Source organism: Bradyrhizobium sp. BR13661 (assembly GCF_029892425.1).
Taxonomy (GTDB): domain Bacteria; phylum Pseudomonadota; class Alphaproteobacteria; order Rhizobiales; family Xanthobacteraceae; genus Bradyrhizobium.
The window spans coordinates 171,177-196,235 of record NZ_JARXWB010000006.1 but is presented as its reverse complement, the minus strand read 5'-3'; the positions used below and the strand labels follow the sequence as shown (position 1 = coordinate 196,235).

23 protein-coding genes are annotated in these 25,059 nt (G+C 63.4%); 7 read left to right on the top strand and 16 right to left on the bottom strand.

The features are described 5' to 3' along the window. Positions 1–182: 182 nt before the first annotated feature. Complete coding sequence (locus tag M2427_RS12510) at positions 183–1,424, top strand: efflux RND transporter periplasmic adaptor subunit (protein ID WP_280706624.1); 1,242 nt, start codon at positions 183–185, stop codon at positions 1,422–1,424. A 185-nt stretch (positions 1,425–1,609) separates the two neighbouring features. Beyond that, positions 1,610–4,813, top strand: coding sequence for an efflux RND transporter permease subunit (locus tag M2427_RS12505; RefSeq protein WP_280706623.1), 3,204 nt, complete (start codon positions 1,610–1,612; stop codon positions 4,811–4,813). Here the strand turns inward: M2427_RS12505 and M2427_RS12500 are convergent. The 11 genes from M2427_RS12500 to M2427_RS12450 all read right to left on the bottom strand — a co-directional run bounded on the left by M2427_RS12500 (position 4,810) and on the right by M2427_RS12450 (position 13,632). After that, positions 4,810–4,950 carry a hypothetical protein gene (locus M2427_RS12500; RefSeq protein ID WP_280706622.1) on the bottom strand — a complete coding sequence of 47 codons (141 nt, stop codon included), beginning with the start codon at positions 4,948–4,950 and terminating at the stop codon, positions 4,810–4,812. The two genes, M2427_RS12505 and M2427_RS12500, sit on opposite strands and share 4 nt — an antisense overlap. A gap of 14 nt (positions 4,951–4,964) precedes the next feature. Beyond that, complete coding sequence (locus M2427_RS12495; RefSeq protein WP_280706621.1) at positions 4,965–5,213, bottom strand: hypothetical protein; 249 nt, start codon at positions 5,211–5,213, stop codon at positions 4,965–4,967. 20 nt (positions 5,214–5,233) lie between these two features. Beyond that, entirely contained in the window at positions 5,234–6,211 is a 978-nt protein-coding gene (locus M2427_RS12490; protein WP_280706620.1) for an AraC family transcriptional regulator, read from the bottom strand. Between the two features lie 227 nt (positions 6,212–6,438). Further along, complete coding sequence (locus M2427_RS12485) at positions 6,439–7,593, bottom strand: LuxR C-terminal-related transcriptional regulator (RefSeq protein ID WP_280706619.1); 1,155 nt, start codon at positions 7,591–7,593, stop codon at positions 6,439–6,441. Positions 7,594–7,820: 227 nt separating this feature from the next. Continuing rightward, positions 7,821–8,318 carry a hypothetical protein gene (locus tag M2427_RS12480; RefSeq protein ID WP_280706618.1) on the bottom strand — a complete coding sequence of 166 codons (498 nt, stop codon included), beginning with the start codon at positions 8,316–8,318 and terminating at the stop codon, positions 7,821–7,823. A gap of 97 nt (positions 8,319–8,415) precedes the next feature. Continuing rightward, positions 8,416–8,862, bottom strand: coding sequence for a MaoC family dehydratase (locus M2427_RS12475; protein ID WP_280706617.1), 447 nt, complete (start codon positions 8,860–8,862; stop codon positions 8,416–8,418). Positions 8,863–9,251: 389 nt separating this feature from the next. Beyond that, the gene (locus M2427_RS12470; protein ID WP_280706616.1) at positions 9,252–9,674 is read right to left on the bottom strand and encodes a hypothetical protein; all 423 of its coding nucleotides are present in this window, start codon (positions 9,672–9,674) and stop codon (positions 9,252–9,254) included. A gap of 12 nt (positions 9,675–9,686) precedes the next feature. Then, entirely contained in the window at positions 9,687–9,908 is a 222-nt protein-coding gene (locus M2427_RS12465) for a hypothetical protein (RefSeq protein WP_280706615.1), read from the bottom strand. A gap of 112 nt (positions 9,909–10,020) precedes the next feature. Continuing rightward, positions 10,021–10,839: a lytic murein transglycosylase gene (locus tag M2427_RS12460; RefSeq protein WP_280706613.1), complete on the bottom strand. Its 819-nt coding sequence runs from the start codon at positions 10,837–10,839 to the stop codon at positions 10,021–10,023. A gap of 131 nt (positions 10,840–10,970) precedes the next feature. Next, positions 10,971–11,774 (bottom strand): shikimate dehydrogenase, encoded by an 804-nt coding sequence (locus tag M2427_RS12455; RefSeq protein ID WP_280706612.1) that lies wholly within the window; start codon positions 11,772–11,774, stop codon positions 10,971–10,973. 4 nt (positions 11,775–11,778) lie between these two features. Next, on the bottom strand, positions 11,779–13,632 hold the full coding sequence (locus tag M2427_RS12450; RefSeq protein ID WP_280706611.1) for an NAD(P)/FAD-dependent oxidoreductase: 1,854 nt from the start codon (positions 13,630–13,632) through the stop codon (positions 11,779–11,781). A gap of 188 nt (positions 13,633–13,820) precedes the next feature. On the opposite strand from M2427_RS12450, the gene M2427_RS12445 reads away from it, so the two are divergent. Further along, positions 13,821–15,446, top strand: coding sequence for a long-chain fatty acid--CoA ligase (locus M2427_RS12445; protein WP_280706610.1), 1,626 nt, complete (start codon positions 13,821–13,823; stop codon positions 15,444–15,446). 56 nt (positions 15,447–15,502) lie between these two features. Next, complete coding sequence (locus tag M2427_RS12440; protein ID WP_280706609.1) at positions 15,503–16,714, top strand: acyl-CoA dehydrogenase family protein; 1,212 nt, start codon at positions 15,503–15,505, stop codon at positions 16,712–16,714. A gap of 64 nt (positions 16,715–16,778) precedes the next feature. Here M2427_RS12440 and M2427_RS12435 read toward each other — a convergent pair whose 3' ends face one another. Beyond that, positions 16,779–17,687, bottom strand: a complete 909-nt coding sequence (locus tag M2427_RS12435) for an amino acid ABC transporter substrate-binding protein (protein ID WP_280706607.1) — start codon at positions 17,685–17,687, stop codon at positions 16,779–16,781. Between the two features lie 191 nt (positions 17,688–17,878). Here M2427_RS12435 and M2427_RS12430 point away from each other — a divergent pair, with 191 nt between their 5' ends. From M2427_RS12430 to M2427_RS12420, 3 genes are all read left to right on the top strand, one after another. Next, positions 17,879–19,120 (top strand): amidohydrolase family protein, encoded by a 1,242-nt coding sequence (locus tag M2427_RS12430; protein ID WP_280706606.1) that lies wholly within the window; start codon positions 17,879–17,881, stop codon positions 19,118–19,120. Between the two features lie 36 nt (positions 19,121–19,156). Next, positions 19,157–20,362, top strand: a complete 1,206-nt coding sequence (locus M2427_RS12425; RefSeq protein ID WP_280706605.1) for an amidohydrolase family protein — start codon at positions 19,157–19,159, stop codon at positions 20,360–20,362. Positions 20,363–20,512: 150 nt separating this feature from the next. Next, a complete protein-coding gene (locus M2427_RS12420; protein WP_280706604.1) occupies positions 20,513–20,836 on the top strand; it encodes a hypothetical protein in 324 nt (107 codons plus the stop codon). Positions 20,837–20,839: 3 nt separating this feature from the next. Here M2427_RS12420 and M2427_RS12415 read toward each other — a convergent pair whose 3' ends face one another. The 4 genes from M2427_RS12415 to M2427_RS12400 all read right to left on the bottom strand — a co-directional run bounded on the left by M2427_RS12415 (position 20,840) and on the right by M2427_RS12400 (position 25,000). Continuing rightward, complete coding sequence (locus M2427_RS12415; RefSeq protein ID WP_280706800.1) at positions 20,840–21,757, bottom strand: DUF1932 domain-containing protein; 918 nt, start codon at positions 21,755–21,757, stop codon at positions 20,840–20,842. After that, on the bottom strand, positions 21,754–22,623 hold the full coding sequence (locus M2427_RS12410; RefSeq protein ID WP_280706603.1) for a hypothetical protein: 870 nt from the start codon (positions 22,621–22,623) through the stop codon (positions 21,754–21,756). The genes M2427_RS12415 and M2427_RS12410 overlap by 4 nt, the downstream gene beginning before the upstream one ends. A gap of 116 nt (positions 22,624–22,739) precedes the next feature. Further along, positions 22,740–24,041 (bottom strand): C4-dicarboxylate transporter DctA, encoded by a 1,302-nt coding sequence (gene dctA / locus M2427_RS12405; protein ID WP_280706602.1) that lies wholly within the window; start codon positions 24,039–24,041, stop codon positions 22,740–22,742. Then, positions 24,038–25,000 carry an amidohydrolase family protein gene (locus M2427_RS12400; protein WP_280706601.1) on the bottom strand — a complete coding sequence of 321 codons (963 nt, stop codon included), beginning with the start codon at positions 24,998–25,000 and terminating at the stop codon, positions 24,038–24,040. Before M2427_RS12400 ends, dctA begins: the two co-directional genes overlap by 4 nt. Between the last annotated feature and the right edge of the window lie 59 nt (positions 25,001–25,059).

Genomic DNA, 25,059 nt, shown 5'->3' with positions numbered 1-25,059 from the left:
TAGGCGTCGTCCCTCAACCTAACGCCAGAACCTATCTATTTGTTCTGTCTTTCTTTTCTCTTCCCGCTTCCCAATCTTGCGGTAAGCGGCTACAATTTTCTTAGTGAATGGTACATAAGTATCTTGCGCTGCGATATCCAGCTCCACATCTGTAGTGAACACTACATTTCTGGAGCGCGCAAATGCCCCCCTCCCAAAAAACCACTCGTCCCGGCCGTATCCGCCGCCTTCTCGGAGGCGTTGCTGTCGTTGGCGCCCTCGCCGCGGCCGGCTCGATGGCGACCGGCCATTATTTCCGTGCCGCGCAGGCGACCGCAACGGCGGCCGCAGCTGAACAGGCCGTCTCGGTGACGGTCGCTTTGATCGAACCAAAGCAAACCGTGCTGTGGGACGATTTCTCCGGCCGGCTGGAAGCCGTCAACCGCGTCGAGCTTCGTCCGCGCGTTGCCGGCGCGATCCTGGCGACCAACTTCACCGAAGGCGCGCTGGTGAAGGCTGGCGACGTCCTGTTCAAGATCGATCCCGCGCCTTACGAGGCCGAGGTCGACAAGGCCAAGGCCCAGCTCGAAGCCGCCAAGGCGCGCGTCGTCTTTACCCAGAGCGAGCTCGAGCGCGGCGCGCAGCTGGTCGGCAACGCCGTGGTCACGCGACGCGACTATGATCAGCGCGACAACGCCAACCGCGAGGCGATCGCCAATGTGAAGGCGGCCGAAGCGACGCTGCAGACCGCAAAACTCAATCTCGACTACACCGAGGTGCGCGCACCTGTGGACGGCCGCGTCGGCAAATTCGAGATCACCGTCGGCAATCTCGTTGCAGCCGGTACGGCCTCCCCGGTGCTGACCTCGCTGGTGTCGGTCAATCCGATCTACGCCTCGTTCGATGCGGATGAAGAGGTCGTGCTGCGCGCGCTGAACTCGATCGCGGACGCCTCCGGCAAGCGCGGCAATCTCGACCAGATCCCGGTGGAGATGGCGACCTCAGGCGGCCTCTCGGCCAAGGGCCACATCCAGCTGATCGACAACCAGGTCAACGGCTCGAGCGGCACCATCCGCGTCCGCGCGGTCTTCCCGAACGATGACGGACGCCTGATCCCCGGTCAGTTCGCGCGCGTGCGCATGGGCCAGCCGAAGCAGCAAACGCTGGTGATGATCGACGAGCGCGCGATCGGCACCGACCAGGACAAGAAGTTCGTGATGGCGGTCGGCGACGACAGCCGCGCGGTCTATCGGCCGATCACGCTCGGTGGCTCCGTTGATGGCCTGCGGATCGTGACGGCGGGGCTGAAGAACGGCGACCGCATCGTCGTCAACGGCTTGCAGCGTGTGCGTCCGGGCGCCCTCCTCAAGACCGAGGTGGCGGCGATGGGCGCGCGCGGGCAGCAGGCCTCCAACCACAGCAACCAGGACGTGGTGCAGCGCTAAGTCACGTCATTTCGGGGCGCGACGAAGTCGCGAACTACGGTGCGCAATTGCGCACCTGAGAATCTAGAAGTTTAAAAACTCCGATCACTTCACCTCGGGATTCCGGGTTCGCGGGCTTCGCCCACGCCCCGGAATGACGAGGGGAGCTGTCGGAGAACAGCGGGACATTGCCCAGGGGCAAAGCCATGAATCTCTCAAAGTTCTTCATTGATCGTCCGATTTTCGCCGGCGTGCTCTCGGTCCTGATCTTCCTCGGCGGCCTGATCTCGCTGTTCGCGATGCCGATCTCGGAATACCCCGATGTCGTGCCGCCCTCGGTGCTGGTGCGCGCGACCTATCCCGGGGCCAATCCCAAGGTGATCGCGGAAACGGTGGCGACGCCGATTGAGGAGCAGATCAACGGCGTCGAAGGCATGCTCTACATGTCGAGCCAGGCGACCACCGACGGCGCGATGACGCTGACGGTCACATTCCGCCTCGGCACCGACCCCGACAAGGCGACGCAGCTCGTTCAGAACCGCGTGCAGCAGGCCGAGCCGCGCCTGCCGGCCGTGGTGCGTCAGCTCGGCATCATCACCAAGAAGTCCTCGCCCGACCTGACGATGGTCGTGCATCTGCTGTCGCCGAACAACCGCTACGACATGACGTATTTGCGCAACTACGCAGTGCTCAACGTCAAGGATCGCCTGGCGCGGATCGACGGCGTCGGTGACGTCCAGCTCTACGGCGCCGGCGACTATTCGATGCGGGTCTGGGTCGATCCGCAGAAGGCGGCCGAGCACGGCCTGACCGCGAGCGACATCGTCAAGGCGATCCAGGCGCAGAACGTCGAGGCTGCCGCCGGCGTGGTCGGCTCCTCCCCCAACGTCAAAGGCATCGACCTGCAACTCTCGGTCAATGCCGAAGGCCGGCTCGCCAACGAAGAACAGTTCGGCGACATCGTGGTCAAGACGGGCACGCGCGGCGAAGTGGTTCGTCTTCGTGATGTCGCGCGCATCGAGCTTGGCGCGTCCGAATACGGCCTGCGCTCGCTGCTCGACAACAAGCAGGCGGTCGCGATTCCGATCTTCCAGGCGCCGGGCTCAAACGCGCTGGAGATTTCCGACCACGTCCGTGCGACCATGGCGGAGATCAAGAAGAACATGCCGGAAGGGGTGTCCTACCAGATCGTCTACGACCCCACCCAGTTCGTACGCTCCTCGATCGAGGCCGTCATCCACACCCTGCTGGAAGCGATAGCGCTGGTGGTGCTGGTCGTGATCCTGTTCCTGCAGACCTGGCGCGCCTCGATCATTCCGCTGCTGGCCGTGCCGGTGTCGATCGTCGGCACGTTCGCGGTGATGCACGTGTTCGGATTCTCCATCAATGCGCTCAGCCTGTTTGGTCTGGTGCTCGCGATCGGCATCGTTGTCGACGACGCCATCGTCGTGGTCGAGAACGTCGAGCGCAACATCGAAGGCGGGCTGTCGCCGCGCGACGCGACCTATCAGGCGATGCGCGAGGTGTCGGGACCGATCATCGCGATCGCGATGGTGCTGATCGCGGTGTTCGTGCCGCTCGCCTTCATCTCAGGCCTCACCGGGCAGTTCTACAAGCAATTCGCGCTCACGATTGCGATCTCGACCGTGATCTCGGCGGTCAACTCGCTGACCCTGTCGCCGGCACTCTCGGCGCTGCTGCTGAAGGGGCATGACGAGCCCAAGGACCGGCTGACGATCATCCTGGAAAAGAGCCTCGGCTGGTTCTTCCGCCGCTTCAACCGTGCCTTCACCTACTCCTCGAACAGCTACAGAGGCACCGTCTCCAAGGTGATCTCCGGCAAGGCCGCCGTGATGGGGCTCTACGTGGTGCTGGTCGGCCTCACCGCCTTCCTGTTCCAGCAGGTTCCGAGCGGCTTCGTGCCGGGCCAGGACAAGCAATATCTGGTCGGCTTCTCGCGCCTGCCCGACGGTGCAACGCTGGATCGCACCGAAGAGGTGATCCGCAAGATGAGCGACATCGCGCTGACCCAGCCCGGTGTCGAGAGCTCTGTCGCCTTCCCCGGCCTGTCGATCTCCGGCTTCACCAACTCCTCCAACGCCGGCATCGTGTTCTCGACGCTGAAGCCGTTCGACGAGCGCAAGGATCCCTCGCTCAGCGGACCGGCGCTCGCGGCCGAGCTGAACAAGAAATATGCCGGCATCCAGGAAGCCTTCATCGCGATGTTCCCGCCGCCGCCGGTCAACGGCCTCGGCACCATCGGTGGCTTCAAGCTGCAGATCGAGGACCGCGCTGGTTTGGGCTATGAGGCCCTCAACGATGCCACCAAGGCATTCATGGCAGCGATGCAGAAGGCGCCGGAGATCGCCGGCGTGTTCTCGAGCTTCCAGGTCAATGTGCCCCAGCTGTTCGCCGACATCGATCGTACCAAGGCGCTGCAACTCGGCGTGCCCGTGACTGAGGTCTTCAACACGCTGCAGATTTACCTGGGTTCCTACTACGTCAACGACTTCAACAAGTTTGGCCGCACCTACTCCGTCTACGTCCAGGCTGATGCGCCGTTCCGGGCGCGAGCCGACGACATCAGGCAGTTGAAGGTGCGTTCATCATCCGGCGACATGGTGCCGCTGTCGGCCCTGCTGACGATCCGCCAGAGTGCGGGACCGGAGCGCGCGATCCGCTACAACGGCTTCCTGTCCTCCGACATCAACGCGGCGGCCGCGCCCGGCTTCTCGTCGGGCCAGGCACAGGAGGCCGCGACGCGGATCGCGGCGGAGACGTTGCCGCCCGGCTTTGCCTTCGAATGGACCGACCTGACCTATCAGGAGTTCATCGCCGGCAATTCCGGACTCTGGGTATTCCCGTTGGCGATCCTGCTGGTGTTCCTGGTGCTGGCTGCGCTCTACGAGAGCCTGACTTTGCCGCTCTCGATCATCATGATCGTGCCAATGGGCCTGCTCGCGGCGATGTTCGGCGTCTGGCTTTCCAAGGGTGACAACAACGTCTTCACCCAGATCGGTCTGATCGTACTCGTCGGCCTCTCCGCCAAGAACGCGATCCTGATCGTCGAATTCGCGCGCGAGCTCGAATTCGCGGGGCGCACGCCGATCCGGGCCGCAATCGAGGCAAGCCGGCTGCGCTTGCGCCCGATCCTGATGACCTCGATGGCCTTCATCATGGGCGTGCTGCCGCTGGTGCTCTCGACCGGCGCCGGCTCGGAAATGCGGCGCGCGATGGGCGTTGCCGTGTTCTCGGGCATGATCGGCGTCACCGTGTTCGGCCTGTTCCTGACGCCGGTGTTCTATGTGCTGCTGCGGACCATCACCGGCATGAAGCCGCTGGTGCATCATGGTAGCGACATCAGCGCGGCGCCCGTGCAAGGCCTCAACCACGATGTCGCCGGCCACTAGATCAGGGTCATCCCTGAGATCAACAACAGAACGGGCACGGTCTTGCGAAAGACCGTCTCGTTGACCCGATGAAAGGCGATCACGCCGAGCGCAGACCCCGCGAACAGCGCCGGCAAGCTGACGGCCAGAGCTGCCACACTGCCCGCACGCTTCAGGCCTGGTCCCAACCCGTCTTCTCATTTCTCTCGGCCCAGACCGCAGCGCGATAGATCTCGTGTCCGCCATCGTCCCTGACGCGGATCCAGGCATTGCGATCGCGCAGATCGTCGCGCCAGACGAAGAGATGCTGCGCCATCTCGTCCGCAACCACGAAGGTCGCCTTGGCATGCTCGAACACCATGCCGCCGGGATCGATCTTCACGACATTGCCGACCAGGAGGTCGAAGAAGAAACGGCGCATTCAATACTCCACGGCTGCAATCACTCCGCCGCGCCCCTCCTGACAGCACTCGGCGTGGCGCCGTAAGCCCTCCGGAACGAGCGGTTGAAATAAGAGAGATCGCCGAAACCAACGTCGTAGGCGATCGAGCTGACAGGACGCTCGACGAATTCCGGTTCCCGTAGCATGCGATGGGCGCGCTTCAGGCGCTGCTCGATCAGGAAGGAGGAGAACGTCTTGCCGTCGGCCTCGAACAGGCGCTGAAGGTAGCGTGGCGTCACACTAAGCTCCTGCGCGACGCTGCCGACCGACAGATCGTGCCGCCAGCAATTGTTGACGATCAGAAACTTGGCCTTGCGCAGGCGGGCCGCCTTCGCGCCGTGCCGGCCGGCGCTTTCCCTGACGTCATCGGTTGGATCGAGCACGAGGGCCAGGAGATCGTGCAAATGCCCGGCGCCGAGTTCACGCAATGCCGGCGTCGCCAATGCGTGCTCCCGCACCAGCGAGGTGGCGTAGTCGACCAGCACCCCGATCTCGGCCTGCCGGTCCCTGATGACCTGCATCACGGCGTCATCGACGTCCATGATGATCGGCGCCAGCACCCGCCGCGGCACGCGCAGCGAGAAGCAGTCTCCTGCCACGAACCGTTCGAATGTCGTGGCGTCCTCGGCGCTGGCCAGCACGGCATCTCCAGGACCGAGCAGCAGATTCCGTCCCCGTCCCGTGACCCCGATGGTTCCAGACCGATTGAATACAAGCACGAGACTGTCGTCGCCGTCGTCGACGACGAACTGCCGGGAACGAACGAGCTTGGCGCCGAACAGCGTACCCAAGAGCAAGTGCGCATCGGGCAGCGAATGCGCAGTCAGGTTTGCGATGATCGGCTCACCGGCACGAATTTCGAGCTCGGCCTTCACTTCACCGCGGCAGTTGAAATCGCGCAGTCTCGTGACGCGTTCGCTTTCGGGAATGTCGCTCGACGAGACTTTGAGAACGGAAACATCATCATTGCTGGTCACTGCAATTCCTCCAATGGACGGACAGGCTCGGCCCCGCGCTGTTGTTTCTCCGCACTCGTATCCGGTGCCGCGCTTTGATGTGGTGGCGTGCATCGCCTCTCTCATGTCAGAAAATGCCTATACGAAAGTGTCAAATGACAAGCGTCATACGTTCGGAGGACGCGTGCCGCCTGGCCTTCACAATGGATTGGGATCGCGCAATTTGGGGGCGCGCGATGTGAACTGGATCACGCGGCGTCGTCTGGGCCGATCGGCTGCGCGAACGGAACGGCAAACCCCGCCGCAATCTTCACGAGGTCCGCCTGCCTGCCGGCGCCGGTCTTCTCAAACAGGCGACCGAGATGAGTTTTCACCGTCGTCTCGGCAATTCCAAGCTTTGCCGCGATATCTGGAACTCCGCCGAATTCAACAATGGCCGTCAGCACCCGCGTCTCGGACGGTGTCAGCCTGAACGCGGCAGCGATCGCGTTCGTTGCAAGTTGCGGCACCATCGAAGCTTTTTGCAGGAGAAGCACCGTGGCGACGCTATCACGCTGCAAGCTGCGCTCGTGCGTCAGCGCAAAGGCATGAGCGAGATAGTGTTCGCCATCGGCCGACGTCATGAGCTCGATCCGGCGGCGATCGGAGGCGCGGGTTCCGTCGCCAGCGACGATGTCAAACAAGTTGCGGAATATTTTGTCCGCCTGGGTGTTGCGAGCGAAGATGCGATCGCCGACCATCGCAAGCAGATTGCCGTCAGCGAGCATGTTCCGGCACGCCGCATTGGCATGAACAACCCGTCCCTCGGCATCGAGCAGGCAGATCGCCGTGCTCAGGCGGTCAAGGACCTCCGCGAGGTCGGCCGCCGTGTGCGAGCGGGCCCGGATCTGCCGGCCCATGACCCGCGAGCGCTGGATGTGCGGCGCAAGCAACTGCATGCGCTCGCGCATCGAATCATCGACCGTTCCGCGCGACCGTCCGCGCATGACCTGCAAAATTGTCGTGCGCGCAGTCGATCGCTCCAGCGCGACGGTTGCGAGATCGACCGCGCCCTGCGGTTCCACCCACTCGCGAAAGAAGCTTGTCGCCATGAAGTCCGAATAGGGCATGACGTCAGCGACGCCGATGGTCTGTTCGGCGGGCAGATCGAGGTGGCGATCGAGCAGAGGATCGAGCTCGACATAGCGGTCGCGGTAGAGCTCGCGGAAGCGGGAGTCCGTTCCATAGTGCTGGTGGATCTCGAGCGAGAGCCGGGCTGCATCCCGGGAGAGAATAGTCACGGCCGATCCGCCGACGAAGCCCGCAACCTGCTCGAGGGCAGCGCTTCGCTGCGCGGGGTCGAACGCCGCATCATAGATCTCGCCGACCAGCGAGGAGAACCTGTTCGCCCAAGGGATCGTCATCAGGCGAGCGATGATTTCGGCGACGGAAAAACGTCGGAGAAAAATGCTGGAATATCGAACATCGTCCTTGCGTAACGTCAACCGCAGGGTGCGGCTTGGACGTTTTCGCCAAAGACTAGGATAAATGCGAACAGCGACGGACTGTGTGCCGTGCATCACGCGCCCGCTTGCTGATGCCAGCGTCTCTTGCTCAAGTCGTGTTTGCCAATATCGGCAGTACCGACAATCTATTTCCGGTTCTCCTCACAGAACTTCAGTGCTGCGAGCGCTTCGCCGGCGCGCGGAATCTGCATCTCGATGCTGTCGTCGTCATCATCCTCGAAGTCGAGCGTGAGACGCTTCGCCTTCGACAGGCGGTCCATGATCGACTGATCGTATTCGAAGATGCCGCGCACGGTGGTCTTGTCCATGACCTCCCACTTCGCCTTCGACATGATGTCGGCGTCATCGGTGCCAACATCGGCGCGCAGGATCTCGCCGACCTTGTCCCATTCCCAGCCGTCATAGATCATCACGATCACGATGGCCTTGTCGGAATAGGTGATGACAATGACGTAGTCGCGGTTCTCGTCGTCCTTGTCCTTGTAGCCGCGGCTGGCGTTGCAGTGGGTGTCCTGGGTACGCTTCTCGATGGTCCAGTCACCAACCTTGGATTGTTGCGCGATCGTTGGCCCGGCACTCAAAGCGCCCACAAGCAGCGAAGCGGCGAGAAGAAATCGTTTCATATCAGCCTCCAGCGTTTCCCCTGACGAAGCTGACCATCTCTCCCCGCAAGCCGCAAGGGCTTCCCCGGCTCAAGCCGGCCGAACGGCGCGCGCCGCCTCATGCCCGCCGCGGCACGATCGCGATCGGGGTGAAGGTGTAAACCTCCTCGCCGTTCTGGTTGAACATCGTCCATTTCACCAGTGCGATGCCCTGCGGCTTGGACTTCGATGGCGTCAGGCCCATGACCTCGCCGACCAGATGCAGGCGGTCATTCGGCCGCACCGGAATGGTCCAGCGCAGCCCGTCGACGCCAGCACCGATCAGCGGGTGCGGCCCGAAGGGCCGGGCCTGGATTGCGAGGTTCATGGCGATCGCGGCGGTGTGCCAGCCCGAGGCAGCAAGGCCCTTGAACAGAGTGTCCTTGGCGGCCTCGTGGTCCAGATGCATCGGCTGCGGGTCGAACTCCGCGGCAAAACGCTTGATGTCGGCTTCGCTGACCACGACCTCCGGGGATTTGAAGCGCATGCCGACGGTGAGATCGTCGAACCAGGCGACCTGTGCCATGATTTTGCCTCGAAATGTGACGCGTCGCGCAAGCAATGCGCAGGGCCAAAGGGACGGATCGGTCCTGGGATGTAGCGGTTTCGCCGCGTGCAGGCCAGATCCCGGTTCCCCGCGAAACCCCTTTCCTATCTCGACGAAACACGCCTGAAACAGAGGGTTGGTTATCTGACAGTCAAAATCATACAGGGACGTGCGTCATGCAATTCTTTCTCGACCTGATCAGCGAATTTGCCTGCTGCCAGCATCTCGTCGCCCAGCCGCTTGGGGAGGACGTGCGATGATCGAGCTGATCTCCGTCCTTCTCGCCCTGTGCAGCATCGCCGTCTTTGCAGCGCATGCGCTGGATGCCTATCGCACCACGCACTTCTGACCACCGGTCACGGCGCCCGCTAGAACGGCCGCCGGTAGAAGTGCTCCGAATGCGTCGCCGGCGGAAACCGGTTGGCGAGCGCCAGCGCTCCCTTCTCGTCCGTCTCAAGCGCGATCTTCTGCGCCAGCATCACGTCGCCGGGCACCAGGAAGCCTGACGGGACGAAGCACCACCCCATCGTTGCATTGCCTGATGCGTCGACCTCGTGGACGTTGGCGGCGGTGCCGTAGTGAATGCGATAGCGCTTGCCGCTGTCGCAACCGACCACGTCAAAGTGCCGGTGCTGCTCGAACTGAGCGCGCTGCTCGTCAGACAGCCATTCGGACAACAGCCGCCTACCCCGCGCTTCCGGCGTGTTCTCGCCGAAGAAGCGCCGATAGAGCTCGCGGAGCGCGTGCAACCGCGCCCGCGCGGGCGCGCGGAGCCTGAAGACCGCGATCATGGGCCGTTCAGATCAACCGCCGACCAGGCGGGGAAAGAACAGCGTTTCCCGCGCAGTCGGGTCGAACGATTTGATACGCGTGACTTCGCCCGGCCCCGTCCGGTACGCGGCGGTAAAGCCCGCGCCGGTCAACTCCCGAAAGCGTTGTTCGGCCCGCGCCAACGCTTCGGCATTTTCGGGATCAAACTCGTGGCGTGTATCGCCAGTCTGATCCATCACGATCTGGGTAGCCATGTTGAGTTCTCCTCATGCCCAGCCCTGAACTTGATCTTAAGCAAACCTCGTGCCGTCGGTTCCTGAAAGCAACAACTTTCTCTCGCAAACAAGTCACGCCTTGCGGAGCAGCTCAACGCACGGCCGCCGCCCCGCCACCTCCGTCAATCTGCCGGCCCATCAACGCGATGGCCTTTTGATAGACGCCGGCCGCATTCCACGCCTGGATGGCGGCGAAATTCGGTTCGCCCGGCTGGTAACCGGCTCCCGCACGCCAGCCATTTGCTTTCAGGAAGTTCGCGGTCGAGCTCAAGGCATTGGCGGCGACGTCAAGGTTGCCGGTGCCATAGGCCAGGATGTTCTTGGGCATGAACTGGGTCTGGCCGACCTCGCCATGCATAGAGCCGCGGGTTGCGCCCGACAGCGCACCGCGGTCGACCAGCTTCAGCGCTGCATAGAGCTGCTCGGTAAAGAATTCGGGGCGGCGGCAGTCATAGGCTAGCGTTGCGATCGACGAGAGCATGTTCTGGTTGCCGCGCTGGCTGCCAAAGCCGGTTTCCATGCCCCAGATCGCGATCAACGGCCCCGGCGGCACGCCGTAGCGCTGCTCGATCGAGGCGAACATCGCGGCCTGCGACTGCTTCAGCGACCGGCCGCGCGCCACGATGGTAGTCGCGCCACGCTTGGCCAGGAACTGGTCGAGCGACAGCGAAAAACTGTGCTGGCTGCGATCGGCATTGATGGTGGCGCTCGCATAATTGGTCTGCAACAGCGCCGAGATCGCGGTCTGGCCGATGCCCTTGCCTTGGGCCTCCGCGCTGAATTCGCGCTTCCAGGCCTCGAAACCGCCCGGCCCGTTGCCGCATTGCGCGGCATGGGCGGCAGGCGCCAGGCATAACAGTAGCGCGGCCGCGCCGATCATCGCCGTCGCAACGGTCCTGCCCTTGGTCATTCCCCCGTTCCCTTTCCTCAATCTGCGCGACCGGCGCGCACGCTCGCATGATCCTACGTCAGCCGCGCCGGCTCAAGCCCCGACAGATGCAATCAATGCAGGCAATGTGCTTGACATGAATCAAAGGCGTATCAAGCGCCATCGGTCCCGAGCAGGAAATCCACCATGATGCTCTGGTGCTGCCGATACATGTCGGTGCCGGTCGCCGTGACGCAGCCGAGCTTCCGGGCCTCCGCGATGAAGGGCGAGACTTCCGGTTTTGTGATGACGCAGCCGCAATAGGCCGACGGCGCCAGCCGCGTGACGTCGACCGGCAGCGGGTCGCCGTCCTTCATTCCCGCGGGCGTCGCGTTGGCGATGAAATCGAAACCCGAGGGGTCGCTCGTTCCGACTCGCGCCTGTCCCTTGCCGAGCCCGTTGAGCTGACGGATCAGCGTATCCCGCCTCTCCACCGAACTATCGTGAATGGCGAGTTCGCGAACACCGCCCTCGATGAGTTCAAGCGCGATGGCCGAGCCGGCCCCACCCGCGCCGACGAGCAGCGCCCGCATTCCCTTCGGATCGATTCCTTTCGCCCGCGCTGCGCCGAGAAAGCCGAGACCGTCGACCATGTCGCCGTGCCACGAACCGTCGGCCCGCCGGCGCATCAGGTTGACGGTGCGCAGGAAATGCGCACGTTCCGTCGCGCTGGCGCAGATCTGGTAACAGGCGAATTTGTGCGGGATGGTCACGACGATGCCGTCGAGGTTCTTCAACCGGCTCGCCACCGAAAGAAAATCCGGCAAGTCCGCAACCGAGACCTGGACGGGCACCAGCATGCCGTCATGACCGCGCGCGGCAAACTCAGCCGAGACACCCGCGGGCGAACGCACCTGGGCGATGGGATCGCCGACGATGACGTAGAGCCGCGTTGCGCCAGTGGGGGCCGGAATCATGCGATCAAGTCAGGATGGGCGTGCCGTCGGCCTCCGCCCCATAGGTCAATTCCAGTCCGTCCAGATTGCCCTCCTTGCGCCACTTGTCCAGCAGCCGGAGAAACGCCATCGGCCCGCGCCAATACTGGCTGTTGCGCGCCGCGATCGGATCGAACACGCCTTCATTGTTGTAATAACCGGGCGTGCAATCGGCGAGATAGGTCTGGCGGCCGACCGCAGCCTTGACGACCTCGTCAACCCAGGCGTTCTCCGCCGCGAGCGTCGGCTCCAAGGTCCTTGCGCCGCGCTTGCGTGCCTCTGCGATCACATAGGCGATGTGCTGCGACTGCTCATCGATGATGTGCGGGAAGTTGGCGCTCTGGCCGGCCTGCACCGTCACGATCAGGAAGCAATTCGGAAAGCCGCGGCTGTAGAACCCGTGCATCGTCTTGACGCCGTCGCGCCAGCGCTCGGACAGGCTCTGGCCGTCGCGACCGTAAATCTCAAAACCCATGCGGCGCGCGTAGTCGGTACCAACCTCGAAACCGCTCGCGTAGATCAGGCAGTCCAGCTCGTAAGCCTTGCCGTCGACGACGACCGCATTCTCGGTGATGCGCTCAACGCCTTTGCCCATGGTGTCGACGAGATGCACGTTGGGACGATTGAACGTGTCGAGATATTCGTCGTGAAAACACGGCCGCTTGCAGAACGCCTTGTACCAGGGCTTGAGAGCCGCCGCGGCTGCTTCGTCCTTGACGATCGCATCGACGCGGGCGCGGATTTCTTCCATCTTGCGATAGTCGGCCTGCTCGATCACCTTCAGTGCCTCCTCCATCGAGGTCACCGGCTGCGGCTGGCGGCGCGGCGCCAGCAATATCTCGCCGAGCAGCCCGGTCCAGCCGTCCTGCACCAGATCCTGCTCGAACGGCTCGCCTGATATCACCGCGGTGAAATTGTCCATCCGCTCGCGCTGCCAGCCGGGCTTGAGGCTTTCAGCCCAAGCTGCATCGGTCGGGCGGTCGGCGCGCACGCCGATCGCGGACGGTGTGCGCTGGAACACGTAGAGCTCCTTCGCCGATCGGCCGAGATGCGGCACGCATTGCACTGATGTGGCGCCGGTGCCGATGATGCCGACACGCTTGTCGGCAAGGCCATCGAGATCGCCCTCCGCAGTGCCGCCCGTGTAGGCGTAGTCCCAGCGGCTAGTATGGAAGCTGTGCCCTTTGAATGTCTCGATGCCGGGAATGCCCGGCAGCTTCGGACGGCTGAGCGGACCTCCGGCGAGAATGACGAAGCGCGCGCGGATGCGATCGCCGCGATCGGTCTCGACCAGCCAACGTCCCTCGCCCTCGTTCCATTCCATGCGCGAGATGACGGTCTGAAACAGCGCACGATCGTAAAGCTCGAAGTGGCGGCCGATGCGACGGGAGTGCTCGTAGATCTCCGGCGCTCGCGCATATTTACGCACCGGCATGTAGCCGGTCTCTTCCAGCAGCGGCAGGTAGATGTAGCTCTCGGTATCGCAGGCAGCTCCAGGATAGCGATTCCAGTACCAAGTGCCGCCGAAATCGGCGGCCTTTTCCACGATGCGGAAATCCGTGATGCCGGCCGCGCGCAGGCGCGCGCCGCACAATAGACCTCCGAAGCCGCCGCCAACAATGACGACTTCCGTCTCTTCGCTGACGGGCGCGCGCGCAAATCCAGGATCGGCCCAGGGATCGTCGAGATAGCGGGCAAAGCCGCCTGTTGCCTGGACATACTGCGCCTTGCCCTCGGAGCGCAGACGCAGGTCGCGCTCGTCACGATAGCGCGCACGCAAGGCTATGATATCGATGCTAGGCGCACCGGCTGCACCGGTCTTGTGTCTTTCCGCTGACATCGATCTCCTCCACCGCGGCCGCTGCTTCGGCCTGCAATTTGCGTCAGTTAGCCCCGAAAAAGTGACGCATGCAATCGCCTCAGCCGCTTTTTGCGTGGACGTCGCGCGACGTTGCGCTACCCTGCATGCAAGTGCAAAGCGTCATGCAACGACATGACTTCACGGCGGTTGGCTTTTCGGAGGGGACGATGCAGGGATTGATGATGGATATGCCGCTGCTGATCAGCGGCCTGATCCAGTATGCCGCCGACTACCACGGCGAGGCCGAGATCGTCGCGCGCGAGATCGAGGGCGACATCCATCGCTACACCTATGCCGAGGCTCATCCGCGCATCAAGCGGATGGCGCTGGCGCTGAAGCGGCTTGGCCTGAAGCAAGGCGACCGCATCGGCACGCTGGCCTGGAATACCCACCGCCATTTCGAGATGTTCTACGCGGCGCCGGGCATGGGCTATGTGCTGCACACCGTCAATCCGCGACTGTTCCCCGAACAACTCGTCTACATCATCAACCACGCCGAAGACCGCATCCTCTACGTCGACCGCGCGACGCTGCCGATCGTCGAGGCAATCGCGCCGCAGCTGACGACGGTCGAAGCCTACGTCATGATGTCATCGCGCGAGCGCATGCCGGAGACGAAGCTTGCGAACGTGCATTGCTACGAGGAGCTGCTGGACAAGGAGGACGATGCGGGCTTCACCTGGCCGGAGTTCGACGAGAAATCCGCATCCACCATCTGCTACACCTCGGGCACAACGGGAAATCCCAAGGGCGTGATCTATTCGCACCGCGCCGCCCTGCTCCAGACCATGGTCTGCTCCGGTTTCGACTTCCTGCCGGGGCATATGGAAGGCGTGCGCGAGGTGATGATGCCGATGGCACCGCTGTTCCACGGCAATGGCTGGAACATGCCGTTCACCGCACCCTACTCCGGCTCGAAGCTGGTGCTGCCCGGCCGCAATTACGAGCCAGACAAGCTTTATGAACTGCTCGAAGGCGAGAAGGTGACGGTGTCGGCGGGCGTCCCGAGCTTCTGGCTGATCCTGCTCGACTGGTTGGGCCGCACCGGCAACAAATTCTCGACCTTGCGCGCGACACTGTCGTCGGGCTCGGCGCCCCCGCGCGCGATGATCGAGAAGCTCAAGCGCGACTACAGGATCGACTATGTTCAGGCCTGGGGCATGACGGAAGCGCTGGGCTGCTCGATGCCGGGCTTGCGGCCGGGCTCGGAGCATCTCAGCGAAACCGAATTCTTCGATCGGCGCCAGGTCTCGGGCCGCGCCTGCTTCGGCACGACCTTGCGCATCGTCGACGACGGCGGCACTGAGCTGCCCCGCGACGGCAAGACCGTCGGCCATCTGCGCGCCCGCGGCCCGTGGGTCGCCTCCGGCTACATGAAACTCGATGAAGGGCTCGACAAGGATGGCTGGCTGATCACCGGCGACATGGCCGTGATCGACCAATATGGTCATGTGACGCTCACCGACCGCTCCAAGGACGTGATCAAGTCGGGCGGCGAATGGATCTCCTCGATCCAGCTCGAGGACATCGCGCTGTCCCATCCCGACGTGCTGCAGGCAGCAGTGGTCGCGATTGCGCATGAGAAATGGCAGGAGCGCCCGCTCCTCCTGGTCGTCCGCAAGAAGGGCGCAACCGTCGACGCCAAGACCCTGCTCGACCACATGCGTCCCAAGATCGCGAGCTGGTGGATGCCCGACGCCGTCGAATTCCTCGACGAATTCCCGATGACCGGCACCGGGAAGGTGCTCAAATCGGCGCTGCGCGAGAAGTTCAAAGCCTATCGCGCCGGCTAGGCCGGCCCTGATCACGACAAGGCCTGCACCCCGCCCGTCGATCGAGGAGACGACAAATGCTCTACCCGATGTCGCCAAAAGTGGTCGAGCTCAAGCGCAGGCTCGAGAGTTTCATGGACCGGCACATCTATCCGAACGAGGAGCGGTTCTATCGCGAGGCGGAGGAGCTCGGGCCCTGGAAAGTCTATCCCGTCGTCGAGGAGCTGAAACCGCTGGCGCGTGCCGAAGGCCTCTGGAACCTGTTTCTGCCGGAATCGACCCATGGCGCTGGGCTCACCAATCTCGAATACGCCCCGCTGTGCGAAGTAATGGGCCGCTCGCATCTCGCACCTGAGGTGTTCAACTGCTCGGCGCCTGATACCGGCAATATGGAGGTGCTGGAACGCTACGGCTCCGATAAGGACAAGGAGCGCTGGCTGAAGCCGCTGCTCGCGGGCGAAATCCGCTCCTGTTTCGCCATGACCGAGCCCGCGGTAGCCTCATCGGACGCGACCAACATCGAGAGCTCGATCGTGCGCGACGGCGACCACTACGTCATCAACGGTCGCAAATGGTACACGACGAATGCGACCGACCCGCGCTGCAAGATCTGCATCTTCATGGGCAAGACCGATCCTGACAATCCGGATCGTCACAAGCAGCAATCGATGATCCTGGTGCCGATGGACACGCCTGGCGTCGAGGTGAAACGGCCCCTGCCCGTGTTCGGCTTCTATGGCGTGCCCGATCGCGCTTCGGAAGTGGTCTTCACCAATGTCCGCGTGCTGAAGGAGAACATGCTGCTCGGCGAAGGCCGCGGCTTCGAGATCGCACAGGGCCGCCTCGGCCCGGGCCGCATCCATCATTGCATGCGGCTGATTGGGCTCGCGGAGCGCACGCTGGAAAAGATGTGCCGGCGCGTGCGCAGCCGCGTCGCCTTCGGCAAGCCGGTCTCGGAGCAGACGGTGACGCAGGAGCGCATCGCCGAGGCGCGCATCATGATCGAGCAGGCCCGCCTGCTGACGCTGAACGCCGCCTACGCGATGGACACGGTCGGCAACAAGGTGGCGAAGGCCGAGATTGCGATGATCAAGGTTGCCGTGCCCAACATGGCCTGCCAGATCATCGACTGGGCCATCCAGGCGCATGGCGGCGGCGGCACGTCCAACGATTTCGGCCTGACCCAGGCCTATGCGACGGCGCGATTGCTGCGTTTGGCTGATGGGCCAGACGAGGTGCACCGGAACCAGATCGCGCGGTTCGAGCTGAAGAAATATTCGAACGCGTAGACGAGGCGCCTTTCTTCCTTCTCCCCCTTTGCAAGCCGGGAGAGGTGATAAGCGCGCCCTCGCTTCACTTCAACACATAGACGTCCGGGTCTGCGCTCGAGCTCGGGTTCTTGAACGCATTGCGCAAGGCTGCCGACATCGGAACATTGTAGTTGATGCCGTTCGGCGGCGTCGGCGATTCCAGCCACTTCCTGTACATCACCTCGATCTCGGGGCTTGCATAGAGCTCGGCGGTGGCGCGGTCGGCGAGCGCCTTGAACGGTGCGTCCTCCCGACGCAGCATGATGCCGAACGGCTCGGCCTTCGAGAACGTTTCCTCGCTGATCATGAACAGGCCTGGCTCCTTCGACCGCGCGATCGCCACGGCAAGCTGCACATCGTCGAGCGCATAGGCCTGAGCGCGGTCGGTCTCGAGCAGCAGGAACGCTTCGGCCTGATCCACCGCCGGCATGATCTTGATGCCGAGATTGCGCTCGGTATTGACCTTGGCGAGCTGGTTCAAATTGACCGAGCCGGCCACCGCCGTCACGGCCTTGCCCTTCAGATCGTCGATGGTGTTGATGTTGGCAGCCTTCTTGGCGGCAAAGCGCGTCGCGCTGAGGAAGTGCGTATTCGTAAAGGCCACCTGCTTCTGGCGGTCCGCATTGTTGGTGGTTGCCGAACAGTGCAGGTCGAGCGTGCCATTCACCATCAGCGGGATGCGGTTCGACGAGGTCACCGCGACATATTCGACAGCGATGTCGGGCATGGCGAGCTGCTTCCTCACGGCGTCGACGATTCTGAGGCAGATATCCATGGCAAAGCCGACCGGCTTCTGGTTGCCATCGAGATAGCTGAAGGGCACGGAGGCTTCCTGATAGCCCAGCGCGATTTTCCTGGTCTCCTTGATCTTCTGGAGCGTGCCCGTCAGATCTTCGGCTGACGCTGCGCCGGCAAGACAGGTAACGGCCAAGAGAACGGCGGGTAGACGCATCGGGAGGCTCCTGAAAAGGGGTGCGCCGCCATGCCGGGCGCGATCTAGCGCGTGATAGCCCAAGCCCTCGCCAGCCGCCAGAGCAGCCTGCGCCTACCAGCTATCGCGGCTTTCGATATGGCGGCAGCCCCTTGGTCTCCGCTACATTGCTGTCGTCCAGGACTCGCCGCCTTATCAGCCAGATCCCCTCCATGACCGCCCTGCCTGCCTTTGACCTGATCTTCCGCAACGCCCTGTTGCGATCATCCGCTGCACCCGTCGATATCGGCGTGAGGAGCGGACGCATCACCGCGATCGAACCCCACCTGGGCTGCGAGGCCGTCGAGGTCGACGTCGGAGGACGGCTCGCCCTGCCCGGCTTCGTCGACACCCACATCCATCTTGACAAGGCGTGCCTGCTCGAGCGCTGCGGGCACATCCATGGCACGCTCGGGGATGCCATTCGCGCCGTCTCGGCGATGAAGCGGGATTTCAGCACCGACGATGTCTATGCGCGCGGCGCAAAGGTGCTCGAACGCGCCATCGTGCACGGCACCACGCATATGCGCACCCATGTCGAGATCGACCCGCGCATCGGCCTCCGCAGCTTCGAGGCGGTCAAGGCGCTCAAGCGCGACTATGCTTGGGCGATCAATCTTGCGCTCTGCGTCTTCCCGCAGGAAGGCCTGACCAACGATCCCGGAGCCGAGGATCTGCTGATTCAGGCCTTGCGCGATGGCGCCAACGCAATCGGCGGCTGCCCCTATACCGACACCGATCCGAACGCGCATCTCGCGCGCATCTTCGACCTGGCCCAGGAGTTCGATCTCGACGTCGATCTCCATCTCGATTTCGATCTCGATCCCTCCTGGTCGCATCTTGACGAAGTCATCAGGCAGACCGAGCAGCGCAACTACGGAGGCCGCGTCGCGATCGGGCACGTGACGAAGCTCTCGGCCTTGCCCCCGGAGCGGCTGAAGGCCGCCACCGCGCAACTGGCGAAGGCCGGTGTTGCCGTCACCGTGCTGCCGGCGACCGATCTCTATCTGATGGGGCGCGAGGCCACCCACAACGCGCCGCGTGGGCTGACACTCGCGCACAAGCTTGCGGGCGACGGCATCGTCTGCTCGGTCGCGACCAACAACGTACTCAATCCCTTCACGCCGTTCGGCGACGCCTCGCTGCTGCGGATGGCGAACTTCTACGCCAACGTTGCCCACGCCGCCGTCGGCGATTTCGACACCTGCCTCGACCTCGTCACCGAGCTGCCGGCGCGGCTGATGAACCTCAGAGATTACGGGATCGCGGTTGGAAAGCCCGCCGATCTCATCGTGCTCGACATCAAGGACAGCCGTTTTGCCATCGCCGAGCTCCCGGATATCCTGATGGGCTTCAAGAACGGCCGGCAGACGTTTGAGCGGTCGCCCGCTAAGCTGCTGTCCCCGCGAAACTAGATCGCGCGGCCACAAACCGACCAACGGAGCAACCGGATGGCCTTCGACAAGATCTTCCTGAACGCGCGCTTCGACGGCGGAGCGCAGCATCACATTGCGGTCAGGGACGGCCGCATCGCCGCGCTCTTGCCGGCCGACGCTCCCGCGAGCGGCGCCGAGACTGTTGACCTCGGCAATACCCTCGTCGTTCCCGGCTTCGTCGAGGGTCACATCCATCTCGACACCAGCTTCTATGGCGATGCTTGGCGTCCGCACAAGCCGTGCACTGACGGATTCAACGTGCACGAACGCGTGGCCTTCCAGGCGGAGAACATGGCCGAGGCTGCGCCGATGGACGTGCGGGCGCGCAACCAGCTCGATCTCTGCATCGGCCACGGCTCGACGCAGATGCGCAGCCACGTCATGGTCGACGGCTCCGTCGGGCTGAAGTCGCTGGAGACGATTTTGCGCGTGCGGGAGGAATACAAGAGCCTGATCGACATCCAGCTCGTCGCCTTCCCCCAGAGCGGCATCCTGGCGAGCCCGGGCACGCCGCAATTGCTCGATGAGGCCATCGGGCTCGGCGCGAACCTGGTCGGCGGGCTCGATCCCGCGAGCTTCGATCGCGATGTCGAGAAGCATCTCGACGTCGTGTTCGGCGTCGCCGGGAAGCACGGCGTCGATGTCGACATCCATCTGCACGACATGGGCACGCTCGGCGCTTTCGAGATCGAGCAGATCGCCGCGAGGACGCGCGCGCTCGGCATGGAGGGCCATGTCGCCATCAGCCACGCTTACGGGCTCGGCGATATCACGGTGGATCAGCTCAAGTCAGTCGCCGACATCCTCGCCCGCTCCGGCGTCGCCATCATGACCAACGCGCCGGGCGCCCGTGCCTTTCCGCCGATCCTTATCCTGCGCAACGCCGGGGTCACCGTGTTCAGCGGCAACGACAACATCCGCGATTCCTGGTGGCCCTATGGCGACGGCGACATGCTGCGGCGGGCGACGACGCTCGGCTATCGCTCGGGCTTCAACATCGATGAGGAATTGCGTGTCGCGTTCGACATGGTCACCGCATCAGGTGCCAAGGCGCTGCGACTCGAGGGCTACGGTCTGCGCATCGGCGCGACGGCCGATTTCGTGACGCTGAACGCGGAACACGTTCCGGAAGCCGTCGTCGCGGTGCCGCAGGCCCGCGCTGTCTACAAGGCAGGTATGCTCGTTGCGCGCGACGGTAAGATTGTCAGGAAACAGCGCTGATCCCTACGGCTTTCTGGCCCGATTCACGCCAATTCGGCTTGAAATCCGAGTCCGGTAGAATCCCGGACCGTAGCTCCACGAATTGCGGGAAACGTGGCCCTAACCATAATCGGGCGCGCGCACTGACCATCTGCGTTCTCCGGGGAAGTTATGGATACGTTCAGCGCATTCAGCAGCATTGATTATCAATCCATCCGGGCGAAGACGCCCGCCGAGACGGCCATCAAGCGATTGAGCGGCATCGGCGAAGTGTTATCGGGGCTCGACATCGCCACGATCCACTCCCAGAACGACACGGCCCGCGCGCTGCGCACGCTCGATACTGCCGACAAGTGCATTCGCATGATCCTCACCGAGTTCAAAAGCGAACGCACCAAGGACGTCATCCGCGAAGCCACTCGCCTGATCGACTCGATCGAACTCGCCCGCGACGAAATCTCGGGCCTGCACCACGCCAGCGGCCTCCCGAGCTGAGCACTACCGCTTGATCTTCGCCAGGATGCGATCCGCCTCGATGCGCCAATCGGCGCTGCGAGCGAATTCCGTCGTCCCCTTCGTGCCGAACAAGCCTTCGTCGGCGAGATCTGCGACCCAGGCCTGACGCTCGGCCGTGCCCTGAGCCGACCAAGGCGTCAGCCCGGCCTCGCGTACGGTCTCTGCGACCTCACGCACCTCTTCGGCGCGGCGGCGGCCGTGCTCGATCACGCGCTGGAAGAAATAGGCGCCCTGCTTCTCCCAATTGATCGTGGGGAAGGTTTCAGTGAGCGACGCCAGCACCGCATCCTCGACGCCATAAGCACGTGCAGTGGTGAAGCTTTCGATCACCATGGCCTCGAGACCCTTGATCATGATGCTACGGCACATTTTAACGGCGGAAGACACGCCGAGCTTGTCGCTTGCAACTTTCGCCGCAAAGCCGATTGCGTTCAGCAATGGCTCCAGCTCCCTGGCGCCGGGACCACCAAGCAACAGCGGCACCTTGATCCGATAGGGCGGCACCGAAGTCATCACCGCGCCCTCGACATAGCGTCCAGCAGCGCCATCGATCAGCGCGGCGGCGCGCTGCTTGGCGCCCGGAGAGGCCGAGTTGAAATCGAGGAACCAGGTGCCCTGATTGATCGCCGCCGCGCAGGCTTTTGCGACGGGCACGGCCTGGCTCGCCGTCACCGCTGAAATGATGAAATCGGATTTCGCAGTCAGCTCGGCATGAGAGCTTGCGAGCAACACACCGAACTTGGCCGCATGCTCTTGCAGCGCAGCGCCCTGCCCAGCTCCGAGCTTGATGTCGTAAGCCGCGACCTTGATGTCCTGCTGGCGCAAATCCTCGGCCAGGATCCGGCCGACCTCACCATAGCCAACCAGCCCGATCTGCCACCGTTTCGGATCCGCCATCAGTTCAGTCCTCGTGTCGTCGCGTCGAACAGCTCCTCGACCGCATAGCGGCGCGGGATCAACCCCTGCTGAAACGCGTAGTCGACGATCAGCTCCAACGGCTTCCTGTTCGCCTCAATCCCGAACGGCAAAAAGTCGGGCGTTGCCGCTGGCCCCACCAGGTCCTTGTTCCGCTTGAGCAGATCATAGACGCCCGCGACCATTTCGGGGCGCGATTTTGCGAGGCTCTCGGTCACGACCACGAGATGATTGACCGGCACGACGCCGCGGCGGGCGTACCATTTGGCGGCCTCCGCCGCCGGGTCGGGAAACAGCGGCTTCAGATTGGGATTGTTCGAAGTCTCGCCAAGGACCGCGTCGACCTCGCCGTCGAGCAGCATCTGCAAGACCTTCTTGTCCTTTGGCGCGCGCTCGGTGGTGTCGACATATTCGGCGACATGCGGATCTTCGAACGTGACCCAGCGGATCTTATCGAGATTGACGCCGTAATCGTTGGCGAGAATGCCCCTGATCCAGGCGCCCGTCGTGGTCGTGAAGGAGCGGATGCCGACACGCTTGCCCTCGAGATCGGATGGCCCCAGCGTTCCGTGCGCGGGATTGTAGAGCGCATAGGAATGCTGAAAACGGCCGAGCATGGTCGCCGGCAGCAGCACCAGCGGCTTGCCGTGCGCCTTCGCCATCAGATAGGTGACGATCGCCATCTCGCAGACATCGAACGCCTGCTCGCGCACCATCGGCTTGAACGCCGTATTGATCGGAGTGTACTCGATGAAGTCGAGATCGAACAGGTCGGCGCGGAGCTCGCCGCTCTTCACCGCCTTGACGTGGGGGTGACTGCCGAGCACGGCCTTCAGCTTGAGACGATCCATCCACCCGCTCCCTCCCGGTCAGACAATGTTGCGAACGACGACCGGCTTCATGCCAGCTCCTCCTCTTTCGTTCGTCAACATCATGGGCTGCCCACGTCGTGCCGGCAGTCATTTCATCAAGCAGCGGCAGCCGCCGGTTCCTCGCCGTCGAGCACGCGCGTCAGGCGCTCACCATCGAGCGCACCTTCCCATTTGGCAATCGCGATGGTCGCGACCGCGTTCCCGATCAGGTTGGTCGGCGTCAGCCCTTGCGACATCAGCCGGTGGATGCCCAGCACGAGCGCGACGCTGGTCACCGGAATCGTGCCGGTGGCCGACAGCGTTGCCGCCAGCACGACAAAGGCCGCCCCCGCGATGCCCGCCGCGCCCTTGGAGGTCACAAGCAGGATCAGCAGCAGCTCGATCTGCTCGCCGAGCCCGAACGGCGTATTCGTCGCCTGCGCCAGGAACACCGAAGCGGCGGCGAGATAGAGACAGGTGCCGTCGAGATTGAAGGAATAGCCGGTCGGGATGACGAGCCCGACCACGCTCTTCTCGCAACCAGCCTTCTCCAGCTTGGTCAGCATGCGCGGCAGCACCGTCTCCGACGAGGTCGTGGCAATACAGATCAGCAGCTCTTCCCAGATGTAGCGGATCAGCTTCAGCAAGGAGAAGCCGCAGAGCCGTGCGACGGGGCCGAGCGCGACGATGATGAAGATCACGCAGGTCAGGTAAAATCCGCCGAGTAGCTTGCCTAGCGAGGCCAGCGAGCCAACCCCAAACTTGCCGACCGTGAACGCAATAGCCCCGAATGCGCCGATCGGCGCCGCCCACATCACGAAGCCGACGACGGCGAACACCATCTTGGCCGCGATGTCGATCAGGCTGACCAGCGGCGCGGCACGCTCGCCGAGCTGCACTAGCGCGAAACCGCAGAGCACGGAGATGAACAACACCTGGAGAATATTGCCCTCGGCAAAGGCACCGATGAAGGTCCCCGGCACGATGTTCATCAGGAACGGCACAAAGCCGATCACGGCGGTCTGTTTGACGTAGGGCTCGACCGCGCTGGCATTGATGCTGGCGGGATCGATGTTCATGCCGACGCCGGGCTTGAGCAGGTTCACCGCGACGAGACCGATGATAAGCGCGATCGTGGTCATGATCTCGAAATAGATGATCGCCTTGACGGCGACACGCCCGACCCGCGCCATGTCGGCCATATGGGCAATACCATGGACCACGGTGCAGAAGATGATCGGCGCGATCAGCATCCGGATCGCCTTGATGAAGGCATCCCCAAGCGGCTGCATTTTGGCGCCGGCCTCGGGACTGACAATCCCGAGCGCGACGCCGGCCGCCATGGCGATGAGCACCTGGATCCAGAGCTCCTTCCACCAGACGCGCCCGCGGGGCCTGTCGATCGCCGTTGCGGTCATTGGTCGAACCCGAACAGGCGCGCTGGGTTGTCGACCAGGATCTTTTGCTGGAACTCCACCTCCGGCGCGAACAGCGGGATCAGATCGACGATCTCGCCGTCATTGGGCATGACCTTGACGTTGGGATGCGGCCAGTCGGTGCCCCAGATGACACGATCAGGCGCGTTGTCGATCAGCGCCCTGGCGAACGGCACGGCGTCGTGGAACGGTTTGCCGGCGGCCGACGCACGTTCGAGGCCGGTGATCTTCACCCAGCACTTCTCGTCTTTCCTCTGAAGGTCGAGCAACGCGGTGAAGCCGGGATCGTCGAGACCTTTCGCGGCCTGAACGGTCCCCATGTGATCGATCACATAAGGCGTCGGCAGAGCGGTGAGAACAGGCGCGAATTCAGCGACCGTACCCGGCTCGAAATAGACATCGATATGCCAGCCGAGTTCGGCGACGCGATGCACGATGCGCTGGAACTTGTTCATGTCGCCGACGCCGCCGAGGCGCTTGAGGAATGCAAAACGGCAGCCGCAGATGCCGCCCTTGTCGAGCGCCGCCAGCTCCTTCTCGGCCATCTCGTCGCTGACATTCGCGATGCCCTTGTAGGCGCCCTTGCTCTGGGCGATGGCATCGGTAACGACGCGATTGTCGGTGCCATGCACCGTGGCATTGACGATCACGCAGCGCTCGACGCCGATCTTCTCGTGCACGCTGCGGAATGACTCCAGCGGGGCATCGGCCGTGTTATAAGGCCGCTTTTCCGAGTAAGGATAGCGGGACGCAGGCCCAAAGATGTGGGTGTGGCTGTCACAGGATTTCGGCGGCAGCTTGAATGACGGCGTCTTGGGATTTGGGTCCGGCGGATCGATCGTCGGGATCGACTTCTGCTCGGCCCCTTGCGCGCGCACTTCGCCCGCGAGCGCGGCGCCGGCCAGTCCGGTCAAGAGATGCAAGCACTCCCGCCTGTTCATTTCCCCAAACACCCCATCACATGTCCGCTTGCGAGCGGAGGCGCTGTTGCACGCCTCCC

Bases quoted from the DNA above. Each gene is read 5' to 3' on its own strand.
- M2427_RS12510 (WP_280706624.1), top strand. From the start codon at position 183: ATGCCCCCCTCCCAAAAAACCACTCGTCCCGGCCGTATCCGCCGCCTT.
- M2427_RS12505 (WP_280706623.1), top strand. From the start codon at position 1,610: ATGAATCTCTCAAAGTTCTTCATTGATCGTCCGATTTTCGCCGGCGTG.
- M2427_RS12495 (WP_280706621.1), bottom strand. From the start codon at position 5,213: ATGCGCCGTTTCTTCTTCGACCTCCTGGTCGGCAATGTCGTGAAGATC.
- M2427_RS12485 (WP_280706619.1), bottom strand. From the start codon at position 7,593: ATGACGATCCCTTGGGCGAACAGGTTCTCCTCGCTGGTCGGCGAGATC.
- M2427_RS12480 (WP_280706618.1), bottom strand. From the start codon at position 8,318: ATGAAACGATTTCTTCTCGCCGCTTCGCTGCTTGTGGGCGCTTTGAGT.
- M2427_RS12475 (WP_280706617.1), bottom strand. From the start codon at position 8,862: ATGGCACAGGTCGCCTGGTTCGACGATCTCACCGTCGGCATGCGCTTC.
- M2427_RS12470 (WP_280706616.1), bottom strand. From the start codon at position 9,674: ATGATCGCGGTCTTCAGGCTCCGCGCGCCCGCGCGGGCGCGGTTGCAC.
- M2427_RS12465 (WP_280706615.1), bottom strand. From the start codon at position 9,908: ATGGCTACCCAGATCGTGATGGATCAGACTGGCGATACACGCCACGAG.
- M2427_RS12460 (WP_280706613.1), bottom strand. From the start codon at position 10,839: ATGACCAAGGGCAGGACCGTTGCGACGGCGATGATCGGCGCGGCCGCG.
- M2427_RS12455 (WP_280706612.1), bottom strand. From the start codon at position 11,774: ATGATTCCGGCCCCCACTGGCGCAACGCGGCTCTACGTCATCGTCGGC.
- M2427_RS12450 (WP_280706611.1), bottom strand. From the start codon at position 13,632: ATGTCAGCGGAAAGACACAAGACCGGTGCAGCCGGTGCGCCTAGCATC.
- M2427_RS12445 (WP_280706610.1), top strand. From the start codon at position 13,821: ATGCAGGGATTGATGATGGATATGCCGCTGCTGATCAGCGGCCTGATC.
- M2427_RS12440 (WP_280706609.1), top strand. From the start codon at position 15,503: ATGCTCTACCCGATGTCGCCAAAAGTGGTCGAGCTCAAGCGCAGGCTC.
- M2427_RS12435 (WP_280706607.1), bottom strand. From the start codon at position 17,687: ATGCGTCTACCCGCCGTTCTCTTGGCCGTTACCTGTCTTGCCGGCGCA.
- M2427_RS12430 (WP_280706606.1), top strand. From the start codon at position 17,879: ATGACCGCCCTGCCTGCCTTTGACCTGATCTTCCGCAACGCCCTGTTG.
- M2427_RS12425 (WP_280706605.1), top strand. From the start codon at position 19,157: ATGGCCTTCGACAAGATCTTCCTGAACGCGCGCTTCGACGGCGGAGCG.
- M2427_RS12420 (WP_280706604.1), top strand. From the start codon at position 20,513: ATGGATACGTTCAGCGCATTCAGCAGCATTGATTATCAATCCATCCGG.
- M2427_RS12410 (WP_280706603.1), bottom strand. From the start codon at position 22,623: ATGGATCGTCTCAAGCTGAAGGCCGTGCTCGGCAGTCACCCCCACGTC.
- dctA (WP_280706602.1), bottom strand. From the start codon at position 24,041: ATGACCGCAACGGCGATCGACAGGCCCCGCGGGCGCGTCTGGTGGAAG.
- M2427_RS12400 (WP_280706601.1), bottom strand. From the start codon at position 25,000: ATGAACAGGCGGGAGTGCTTGCATCTCTTGACCGGACTGGCCGGCGCC.